This is a genomic window from Bacillus hominis (assembly GCF_018332515.1).
GTDB lineage: Bacteria > Bacillota > Bacilli > Bacillales > Bacillaceae_G > Bacillus_A > Bacillus_A hominis.
Window position 1 is genome coordinate 1 of sequence record NZ_BOQD01000053.1, and the last position, 9,886, is coordinate 9,886.

Consider the following 9,886-nt stretch of genomic DNA (forward strand, 5'->3'; position numbering starts at 1 on the left):
AAATACAGTTGGTTATTTCCCCAACTGTGTTTTTGATTTTACTATCTCTAATCTTTATTCTAATGTGTTAATCATTTTCTTCAAATTAACTATTTTTCCTTCTAAAATTCGAATATGTTTTCCGCTGTTTTCTACTGTTTTCCACATCATTAAATTTTAACTACATCTCTTTTTTTAACAACCTTCCTTGTTTAAAATAAACTCCAAGTGTAACACGATTTGCTAAAAATACACCGATTAATATCAAACAAGCTCCAATACCCATTGCTGGATTTAATGGTTCACCTAATACAAAATAACCTACAATAACAGCGATTAACGGAGATACATATAACCACGTCGATGGAAATACTGGATTTGTTTTTGATAAGAGCCAGTAATATAAACCGTGTCCACCGATAGATCCTATAAATATGAGATATAAAATTGGCCATTGTACATTCCAAGATGTTAATACAGCCAGATTTGGCTGTTCCATTACAACAGATACAATTAACAGCAACATTCCCCCATAAAACATTTGAATACCATTAATGAGAAATGGTGATACATCCGGTAAATCTGAAAGTATTTCTTTTGAGCGAATAGAACCTATTCCATAAAACAACTCTCCTACTAATATAACTAGGCAAGCGATGCTCCATATGAATGTGAGTTCTTGATGCATTCCAGGTAAAGCAATACAAAAAACACCAAGGAGTGCTATAACTAAAGCAACAAGTTGTTCTTTTTGCAATTTTGTTTTGGTTCGCCTTGATTGTAATAGCAAGATCATCATCGGGGCCGTAGCGGATAGAACTGCAGCTAATCCAGAAGAAATATATTGTTCTGCCCAGTAAAGGGTCGCGAATGTCATAAATGTTAAACAAAAACCAGCATATATAATACGTTTTGATAATAAGTAAGGCATAATATCCTTTCTCTTTAATTTAAAAATAATAATGAGAATAAGGCCCGCCAAAAAGAAACGAATTCCAGCTGAAAATAATGGTGGTGCGCCCGCTTCTATTCCAATTTTTATCGTTAAAAATGTCGTTCCAAAAATAATACATACTAAAATATAATTTAAAATGACCATTTTTCTACCTCCTTTTTACTCTTGAAATGAGTATAGAGGATATGGTGTATAACAGTGTATCAACGCATATAACAGTTGAATAAAAATATAGTTGATTACCAGAATGTTTTTCGCTTTAATTAAATTAAAAAGAAAAACAGGTGATTCTATGAAGATAGTACTGCGTAAAGAATCCAACATACCCTATTACCAACAAATATATATGCAAATTGTTGAAAGAATTCAAAGCGGGATGCTTTCACATAACGATTACCTCCCTTCTTTACGTTCTGTGGCCGCTGATTTACAAATTAGTTTATTAACTGTTCGTAAAGCTTATAAACAGTTAGAAACGAAAGGTTATATACGGATCGAGCAAGGAAAAGGTGCCTATATACATAAACGTGTGAATAAAGATTTCAAACCAATTCCATATCAATGGCAACAAATGAAATCCATTAATGTTATGCGTTCTCAATATGTAATGAGCCAACATCGTAAATATTTCGATTTTTCACAGGCGATCCTTTATCCACGTTTATTACCAAATCCATTTCTTTCAGATGAAATGCATAAATTACTTAATAAAGATCAAATGATACTAGCAACTTACGGACCTGTTCAAGGTGATAAAGAGCTTATAGTGGAAATAACAAACTACTTAAAAGAACACCAACAATTAGTTATAGATCCATCTCAATTATTAATTATAAGTGGTGCCCAGCAAGGAATTGATTTAATCGCTCAAACATTATTAAAGCCCGGAGACTTAGTGTTAGTAGAAAGTCCATGTTACGGAGCGGCGCTTGATGTATTTGTTAATAAAGGAGTTCAGATTATCCCTGTTAGTCTTGATAACAACGGAATTCGATCAGATTTAATTGATGATATTTGCCAAAGAAAGAATCCTGTTTTGTTATATGTGAATCCCACTTTTCAGAACCCGACAGGTACTGTGATGAATAAAGAAAGAAGACTGGAACTTGTAGAACTAGCAGAGCTATATCAATTTTTCATTTTAGAGGATGATTCTTTCGGAGAGATATATTTTGAGGATTTTAAAATTCCTCCTCCAATAAAAAGCTTTGATACAAATGGTCATGTTATATATTTAAAAGGGTTTAGTAAAACGTTAGCACCAGGTCTTCGCATCGCAGCGCTTGCAGCTGAAGGTCCTATTTTTGAATGGTTATATGCCGTGAAAGCTTCGATGGATATAGGTAGTCCCTTATTAACACAAAAAGCACTACTTCCTTTTTTACGAGCGGAACGAATGAAAAATCATTTAGAAAAATTACGTACTGCTTTACAAATTAGACGCGATTTAACAATTGATATATTATCTCCATTAAAAGAATTAGAATTTGAAATACCTAATGGAGGATTTAACTTATGGGTTACACTCCCTCAGTCAATCGATCCTTTTACATTATTACAAAAAGCGAATGAAGTAGATGTTTCTTTTTTATCCGGCACAGCTTGTCTGTTAAGCCATGAAACTCAATATAATCATTTACGAATTAGTTATTCAATGTTAAATGAAAAAGATATGTTGATTGGATTAGAAAGATTACATGATACAATTGCCAAGTTTAAATCAATGACTTAAACTCCAAAACAACAACTAACCTCTTATTCACACAATAAAAAACCAACACTTTAAAATTTTATTAAAAGTCAAGATATAAGCTGAACCTATTATTAATAGTGAACTCTTATCTAATGTCATACATTATATGTATAAAAATTAAAAGGATAGAAGAGCTTGAATGAATTCGCCCTTTCTATCCTCTTTTTAACCACAAATGACTAATCATAACGGACTTCGCTGTCAACAGAACCCGTATTGCTCTATTGCTATGCTCAAACTTCTTTTTATTACTACTTGTTCAATAAGAGGTGTTTTCTTCCTGTATAAAATTTATTTTATAGGGAATTCATTATACATATTAAAACAACAACATGATATAGACAAAGCCAAAGAATAAACATAATGGACTATAGAACCAAGTGTCGTATCTAGCAAACTGAGAATGTTTAATTTTTTTGAAAAATCCAACAAACTTAAAATCACCAATTGCCCTAATAATGAAAACTAAAGCACAGACAATACTTCCGATTTTAGATAAACTATTTGCTTGGAACCCCTGCAAATAACCTACTTGAACAACAATAATGACACTAGCTAGTAGAATAAGAATGGCTATGAATAATGTTCCCCATATTCTCGGAGTAAAAGCGGGCTTATGTTCTCCCTCTTTTACTGGGATAACAGCGGCAGAACCCCATCGACCTCCAAAAGCCCAATAAATATGCAAAAAACTGATAAAACACAGAAGCACTACAGCTACTAATGTTAATAGTAATTTCATTTATTCGCCCCCAATGTCGTAACTTCAAAAATAACATACACTACCGTATGTTACAGTGAAAATTTTGTCCCTTCAGGTTTTATAACCATATTAGGGACATTTATTATCGAATAATCAATTATGCCTCAGCATAATTGCGTCCGGAAGCTTAACTTCTTTCAGTCGATGTTTGGACACCCGCTGAAAGAAGTTAAAAGCTCAACCATTTTATCAATATCAAAATTAGGATTTGCTTCAAACCTTGTCATCCATCCTACATACGTTAAATAGGCAAGTCTCGCTCGATCAATTGATTCAGTTTCGTCTACACCCATTTTTTGATACAATTTTGCAACACAAGAAATTCTTTGTTCTTCTATATCTACTAAACGTGTTGCCACAACAGGATCATATTTAGCCCAAGCATAAATACCATTCTCAATTTTTTTATCTCGATTAAAACTAATCTGTAATAGCTGTTCTAAAGAGGCATCCTGTTGCTCCATACTTTGAACAATCAGCTTTGTTGCATGTACTTCCCAAAAGTCAAGCATAGAATCTAAAAGCTCTTGATGGTCACGAAAATAGTGATAGAAGCTTCCTTTGCTTATTTTTAGCAATCGAGCAAGTGCTTCAATGCGAACTTTATGTATTCCTTCATTAGCTAATTGTTGTAATCCTACTTTTATCCAGTCTTCCCTCGTTAATTGCATATCATCTCTCCAATAAAATACGGTAGCGTATGTTTTACGTTAGATTACTACTATTCTCATTTTTTGTCAATTATTCATCCTGTTTATTATTATAAACTTTAATTGTTGTTGTTAATCGCAATATTGATCGTCATCACCCTTGGTAAAATACAAGCACATACTAAATCAAATAGATTTTCTGTTATGTCCAGTAAAATACCTTCCTCTGTAAATTCCAAGAAAATTCGGATGGTCCACAGCCTAAAACCCCTGAAGAAGCAGTTAGACCACTAAATTTTTCTGTATATTATTTTAAGTCATATTAGCTTCACATGTATAAGGGATATATCAATGATTTTGTTGGTCAAGTATACAAACAATATGACATTCACGTAATAGAATATACTATATTACACGAAAGGAGATAGCGATATTTGGAATTAAAAAAATTTATTGATCCCCTTCCAATTCCCTCTGTAATAAAACCTAAAGGAACATATAAAGGTAAGCCGTTTTATGATGTACGTATGATTGAAACGCTACACAAGTTTCATAGTGATTTACCAAAGACGAAAGTATGGGGTTATAATGGAATGGTACCTGGTCCAACGTTTGAGGTAAAAAAAGATCATCCTGTATATGTGAGATGGTCAAACGATTTACCTAAAAAACACTTCTTACCTGTTGATACAACCGTTCACGGGGCGCATGATAACCCAGAAGTACGAACTGTTGTACATTTACATGGAAGCCCAAGTGAACCCGATAGTGATGGTCATCCTGAAGCATGGTTTACGAAAAACTTTCAACAAACAGGACCTAGTTTCGTAAAAGAGATTTATTATTATTCGAATCGAGAACGAGCAACTGCCCTTTGGTATCATGATCATGCACTTGGGATTACTCGTTTAAATGTATATGCGGGTCTCGCAGGACTTTACTTGATTCGTGATAAAGAAGAAAAATCACTACCCCTACCTAAAGGAAAATACGAGATACCCCTTATCGTTCAAGATAAATCTTTTAATCCGGACGGTTCCCTATTTTATCCTGCTCAACCTGAAGATCCATCACCAGGTTTACCATACCCTTCTATTGTTTCTCTATTTTTAGGAAATACAATTGCAGTCAACGGGAAAGTATGGCCATTTTTAAAAGTGGAGCCCCGCAAATATAGATTTCGTTTATTAAACGCTTCTAATACTCGCACATACAAGTTCCAATTAAGTGACCTTAGCTCATTCTTTTTAATAGGAACTGATGGAGGCCTTCTTAAACGGCCGATTAAAGTACAAAGTTTAGATGTTTCACCAGCAGAGCGTATTGACATTATTATTGATTTTTCAAGGTTTGAAGGAAAAAAAGTAGTTTTACAAAATGGAATTGACTTAGATAATCCAACTGGTGAGATACTGGAGTTCCAAGTAACGAAACCATTATCCTGCCCAGATAAAAGTAAAATCCCATGCAAATTAAGTAACATTGACTTTATTCCCGTAGAAAAAGTAAAGAAAGTAAGACGATTAACATTAAATGACTCAGAGGATGAATTTGGACGACTAATGCTTTTATTAGATGATAAAGAATGGGACGATCCAGTGACAGAAACACCTTTATTAAATTCTGTTGAAATATGGGAGTTAGTAAATTTGACCGTTGGGATTCATCCTATTCATATACATCTAGTTAATTTTCGAGTTCTTGATCGGCATGATTTGAATGGAAACTTGTTAGATCCTCTCCCAGCTGATTTCGGTTTAAAAGATACTGTTCTAGTAGCAGGTGAACAAATCGTTCGAATTATTATGAAGTTTGAACCCTATTCTGGAGATTATGTATGGCATTGTCATCGTTTAGAGCATGAAGACCATGACATGATGAGACCGTTAAAAATCATACCTTCCAATCTTAATAGACACAAATTAAATTGATATATACATTAGATAACACAAAAGTCCCTTCAGTAATCCTGAAGGGACTTTTACATGTTTGCGAAAAGTACAGGAAACGCTTTTCAGCCTACAACTATTTTTTAAGATTGTATTGCTCTAGAAACTTCTCTAGCATTTCCAAAGTAACTGGTTGTGCCTTAGTAGTTAATTGATACCCAATCCGTCCGTTCATTTCTACGGTTGCTTGTTGTAAATTCTTGATTTCATGTATACCTTTCTCTCTCAGATGCATAAATAATTGTTGTTCTGACATTTTTGCACGTAATAAATTCTTTTTTAAAACTTCTCCGTTTTCTATAACAATAATGCTAGTTCCATTTAGAAACTTTTCTACTTTTCGTGATTTCAATTCAAAAAAATGAATGATAAGTAAAACACTCGCAAAAATAAACGCAGTAAAAATAGATGGGATTACTTTCCTACTTAATATAGGTTCTACAATAATACGACCTATAGAAACAACAATAATAATTTCAGCTCTCGTCATTTGGCTAACAGATTTACTACCTGTCAATTTTAAAACAATAATTCCAGTGAGGATTAAAATAATGCTTTCAAAAAGTATATTCATTACAGCCCAATCCTTTAATAGTGAATGTTACTAGTATTCCCATTAAAGGATTTTTATGATATTTCACACACTATTCAGACCATGAAGGATGTAAAGGTATCCATCCATACTCTTTATGTGCTTTATTATTTGAAGCCCCTCTCTCCCAGCTATTACTGGTATAGCACCAACTTTCTTTATTGCTTCTACTTGCGACTCATTACGAATCATTGCAAACACCATATGACCTTCTCTTATTAACATTAGCAATAAAGAACGTCCTATTACACCAGTTGCACCTGCTACAAAAATTTTCATATGTGTTCCTTCTTATTTTGAATATCATAATTGAGAAAAAACATATATAAGGTATGTGGCAAATATTTGGTTAGTTTTTTCATTATTCATATGAAACGTATACTTTTAAAGGATTAATTATCCCTTGACTCAGTTCCTCAAAACATTGTATGAGTGTAGTATAATGTATTTCATGTTGAAAAATTTCTTCTATAAATGGTGTTTGTTCTATTTTTCTAAAAAACCAATCTGCATGTTTTTGATAATCATATCCGTCACTTGACCCAATGATTTGCAATTCTTTCCGATAAAAGTCGGCGGTTAATGTTAGTTCTACTTTATTACCATCAGAAAGTATACATATTACACCATTACTGTTAAGAGCTTTTTGCAATGTACGGAATCCGCTATTTGTAGCTGAACATTCGAAACCGTAATTATATGTTTCTATTATTCGTTCTTCTGAATCATATATGTTTTTTGCACCAAATTTCTTTGCAAATCCTCTTCTATTTCTATTAGGTTCAACAACATCCACATGATCAACACCTGCATAGTTTTTTAAGAAATAACAAGCTAGTAAACCCATAACCCCCATGCCAGTTATTAGTACTTTTTTATCCTGTCGTGGGTTTAGTTTTAATACTCCTTTAGCAGCATCACATGACAGAATGGATAATAAGGCAGCTTTAGATTTTATATAACTAGGTACTCGAATTACTTTATGTCCCTTAACTATACTTATCGTTTGATGACCATAAAAAGAAACTACTTTATCACCTACATTTAAATTTGTTACTTTACTACCAACTTGAATAACTTCACCATAACTTTCATATCCAGTTTCTCTCGGATATAAAGGATTAACATCTGAAATGTCCGATTCTTTATACTGTGGTAACTCTGCCCCAATACTTATTGCACCTGCGATTGTTTTAACGATAATTTCATCATCCTGTATGGGCCTAATTTCAACCGTTTCCCACTTTAACTGTTTAGATCCTTCTAAAACTAATTTATATTGTTTCATTGAAATCCTCTCACTTTATAAAAATATATTCACACTAAACTTTAAGCTATAATAATCAATATGAAAGATTCATCCAAAATTTAAGCTATAACGTTGGCTAGCAACCAACAGTGATAACATGATAATTGAATTTGATGGATATGGAATAAATGAGTATGTTATTAGCCATAGCTGTTCTATCAGCGAGTTGAAAATAATGTATTTTAACGTAAAAAACGAAAAGTTATCAAATGATGATATTGTTAGTTTATTTTGTGTACGCTATCAATATGAACACCTTCCAAAGTCCTTACAGGAAAATGTTACAAGCGATGTTGTCATTGATTTAGATACAGACTATATTTATATCCCTAATAGATAACAGTAAACTAGATTGAATGAATAGAAATTACGATTCAGCTAAGTGTTTAATAAAATAAGTAATTGCCCAAATTAATGTCGCAAATTGAGTGACAAAATACATTGTCCATTCAAAACCAGTCAATTTTCTCTCTCGTCTAACCTTCTTTAAATATCTGTAAAATATAAATGTACTTAAAAACATGAGTAACAACGATAATTGCTGTAAATCATCGACTATACGAACCGCCATAGACTCCATCACCCTCCTATTCAAAATAAAAGCTATACTTTAAGAATATCATTTTTTGGTAGTTTATTTCCATTTTAATAATTATGTCACAAACAAAAAGAGCACTCAGCCATTGAGTGCTCTAAAAAATGTAAATTTTAATTTTACACCTTTTCCTTGTTATGGTTTTAATTCTACTTACTTTTATAATTTAGCTTTATTACTTTTGGTATATGCTTACTATCATATATTCTCGTATAGGTTTCGCCATCTGGAGTAACCAATTGCAACGTAATTTCACCACAAACGCCATTTACAATTTCAAATTCACCTTGTTCATTTGAAATACTACGTTCCTTACTTTCAATAGAATCTTCATAAATTTTCACATTAAATATAGGTTCGTTATTTTGAGCTACGATAATACCTCTTGAATACTTAGCAACTGCTATGCATTGATCATCTTCTTTATAATATTTAGTCACAACCATTGCTCCAATTACTATAGCAATACATATAAACAAGGGAATTATTTTGCGTCTCACAACAAACCTCCTTATACATATTATTCTTTTTTAAATTGAAAATTTAACTGTCCCGATTGTTTGATTTCCTCAATTACTTTGCGAATACCTTCTTCAATCTTATCTTCTTTTACATTCGATACGTTTAACTTTAACAACTTTTCTTTATGAAAATCATTTAAATAATTTCTATCAATTGAATCGATACTTATTTGATTTTCTCTTATTTTTTTTATAAATGTTTCTGTAACTATGTTTTTCTCTATTTCTAAACAAGTGTGTATTCCCAATGTGTTTTGTCTATTATATGTAAATAATGATGGATTTTCATTTTGCACTTTTTCTAATGCTTCTGCTAATTTTATTGATCTATTGTAGTAGGAAGATTTAATTTTACTTTTATGCCGATCAAACATTCCGCTCTTTATGTAAATTTCTAAAGCAGCTTGAGAAATCATCGGACTATCAATATCTAATATCTTTTTATATTTATTGAAAGTATTTGCGATAGCTGGTGGAATAACTGCAACACCAACTCGTAAACCTGGAAAAATAATCTTTGAGTAACTTTTCAAATATATAACATGATTACAATTATCTTGGCTGTAAAACGGATCTACTTTTGAATTAGTTTCTAAGTCAGCTAAATAGTCGTCTTCCACTATAAATACATTATATTTCTTCGCAAGTTGAATAATCTTCTCTCTATCTTTTTTAGAATACGAAGTACCAAGTGGATGATGAAATCTCGGTATTGTATAAAAGAATTTAATTTTTTCTGTTCGGAATATCATCTCTAATTCATTTAAATCTATTCCTTCATGCGTACGCTTTATTCCGATTACAGGAATGTTATTTGTTT

General features: G+C 32.2%; 11 protein-coding genes and 1 pseudogene. 3 read left to right on the forward strand and 9 right to left on the reverse strand.

Annotation, left to right across the window (positions count from 1 at the left end):
- Nucleotides 1-160: 160 nt before the first annotated feature.
- Nucleotides 161-1,078, reverse strand: a complete 918-nt coding sequence (locus KI356_RS07465; RefSeq protein ID WP_212935141.1) for a DMT family transporter — start codon at nucleotides 1,076-1,078, stop codon at nucleotides 161-163.
- 148 nt (nucleotides 1,079-1,226) lie between these two features.
- Between KI356_RS07465 and pdxR the strand changes: the two genes are divergently transcribed.
- The gene (pdxR, locus tag KI356_RS07470) at nucleotides 1,227-2,666 is read left to right on the forward strand and encodes a MocR-like pyridoxine biosynthesis transcription factor PdxR (RefSeq protein ID WP_212935142.1); all 1,440 of its coding nucleotides are present in this window, start codon (nucleotides 1,227-1,229) and stop codon (nucleotides 2,664-2,666) included.
- Between the two features lie 340 nt (nucleotides 2,667-3,006).
- Here pdxR and KI356_RS07475 read toward each other — a convergent pair whose 3' ends face one another.
- Together KI356_RS07475 and KI356_RS07480 are read right to left on the reverse strand one after the other, a co-directional pair.
- A complete protein-coding gene (locus tag KI356_RS07475) occupies nucleotides 3,007-3,429 on the reverse strand; it encodes a DUF3995 domain-containing protein (RefSeq protein WP_002147682.1) in 423 nt (140 codons plus the stop codon).
- A 158-nt stretch (nucleotides 3,430-3,587) separates the two neighbouring features.
- Complete coding sequence (locus tag KI356_RS07480; protein WP_128280111.1) at nucleotides 3,588-4,121, reverse strand: TetR/AcrR family transcriptional regulator; 534 nt, start codon at nucleotides 4,119-4,121, stop codon at nucleotides 3,588-3,590.
- A 413-nt stretch (nucleotides 4,122-4,534) separates the two neighbouring features.
- Between KI356_RS07480 and KI356_RS07485 the strand changes: the two genes are divergently transcribed.
- On the forward strand, nucleotides 4,535-6,031 hold the full coding sequence (locus tag KI356_RS07485; RefSeq protein ID WP_212935143.1) for a multicopper oxidase family protein: 1,497 nt from the start codon (nucleotides 4,535-4,537) through the stop codon (nucleotides 6,029-6,031).
- Nucleotides 6,032-6,125: 94 nt separating this feature from the next.
- Here KI356_RS07485 and KI356_RS07490 read toward each other — a convergent pair whose 3' ends face one another.
- The 3 genes and pseudogenes from KI356_RS07490 to KI356_RS07500 all read right to left on the reverse strand — a co-directional run bounded on the left by KI356_RS07490 (nucleotide 6,126) and on the right by KI356_RS07500 (nucleotide 7,929).
- The gene (locus KI356_RS07490) at nucleotides 6,126-6,623 is read right to left on the reverse strand and encodes a DUF421 domain-containing protein (RefSeq protein ID WP_128280109.1); all 498 of its coding nucleotides are present in this window, start codon (nucleotides 6,621-6,623) and stop codon (nucleotides 6,126-6,128) included.
- Nucleotides 6,624-6,770: 147 nt separating this feature from the next.
- Nucleotides 6,771-6,920, reverse strand: a pseudogene (locus KI356_RS28145) (NmrA family NAD(P)-binding protein); the annotation flags it as partial.
- An 82-nt stretch (nucleotides 6,921-7,002) separates the two neighbouring features.
- Nucleotides 7,003-7,929 (reverse strand): zinc-binding dehydrogenase, encoded by a 927-nt coding sequence (locus KI356_RS07500; RefSeq protein WP_212935144.1) that lies wholly within the window; start codon nucleotides 7,927-7,929, stop codon nucleotides 7,003-7,005.
- A 118-nt stretch (nucleotides 7,930-8,047) separates the two neighbouring features.
- On the opposite strand from KI356_RS07500, the gene KI356_RS07505 reads away from it, so the two are divergent.
- Nucleotides 8,048-8,290, forward strand: a complete 243-nt coding sequence (locus tag KI356_RS07505; RefSeq protein WP_128280107.1) for a hypothetical protein — start codon at nucleotides 8,048-8,050, stop codon at nucleotides 8,288-8,290.
- A 27-nt stretch (nucleotides 8,291-8,317) separates the two neighbouring features.
- Here the strand turns inward: KI356_RS07505 and KI356_RS07510 are convergent, their stop codons facing one another.
- The 3 genes from KI356_RS07510 to KI356_RS07520 all read right to left on the reverse strand — a co-directional run.
- Entirely contained in the window at nucleotides 8,318-8,521 is a 204-nt protein-coding gene (locus KI356_RS07510; protein WP_212935145.1) for a hypothetical protein, read from the reverse strand.
- A 173-nt stretch (nucleotides 8,522-8,694) separates the two neighbouring features.
- Nucleotides 8,695-9,045, reverse strand: a complete 351-nt coding sequence (locus KI356_RS07515; RefSeq protein WP_212935146.1) for a carboxypeptidase regulatory-like domain-containing protein — start codon at nucleotides 9,043-9,045, stop codon at nucleotides 8,695-8,697.
- A gap of 20 nt (nucleotides 9,046-9,065) precedes the next feature.
- The coding region (locus KI356_RS07520) for an aminotransferase-like domain-containing protein (RefSeq protein WP_212935147.1) at nucleotides 9,066-9,886 on the reverse strand (821 nt) is incomplete at its 5' end.